Raw genomic sequence first — 440 nt, forward strand, 5'->3', positions numbered from 1 at the left:
TCAAAGGGACAGGCGGTCACGCCGGCATCCCGAATAACAGTATTGATCCAATTGCTGCCGCAGGACAAAACATCAGCGTCCTGCAATCTGTGGTCAGCCGAAACATCAGCTCACTGCAAAACGCAGTCGTCAGTATCACAAGAGTACAGGCGGGCACGTCGTGGAACGTGATTCCAGATCAAGCTGAAATGGAGGGAACGGTTCGAACCTTTCAAAAAGAAGCGAGGCAGGCTGTTCCAGAGCATATGAAACGGGTGGCTGAAGGAATTGCAGCGGGCTATGGGGCACAAGCCGAATTCAAGTGGTTTCCTTATTTGCCTTCCGTTCAGAATTACGGCACATTTTTGAATGCGGCATCCGAAGCTGCGGCACGGATTGGCTGCCAAACTGTTCACGCTGAGCAGTCTCCGGGCGGAGAAGACTTCGCTCTGTATCAAGAG

The 440-nt window shown here is 52.5% G+C and carries 1 protein-coding gene; it reads left to right on the plus strand.

What is annotated here, in order from left to right:
• Positions 1-440 (plus strand): peptidase dimerization domain-containing protein (locus RVS70_RS22495; protein ID WP_321134953.1); only part of this gene is annotated, 440 nt, incomplete at both ends.

It is taken from the genome of Virgibacillus sp. M23, from assembly GCF_034190895.1.
In the GTDB taxonomy this organism is placed as follows: Bacteria; Bacillota; Bacilli; order Bacillales; family Amphibacillaceae; genus Virgibacillus; species Virgibacillus salarius.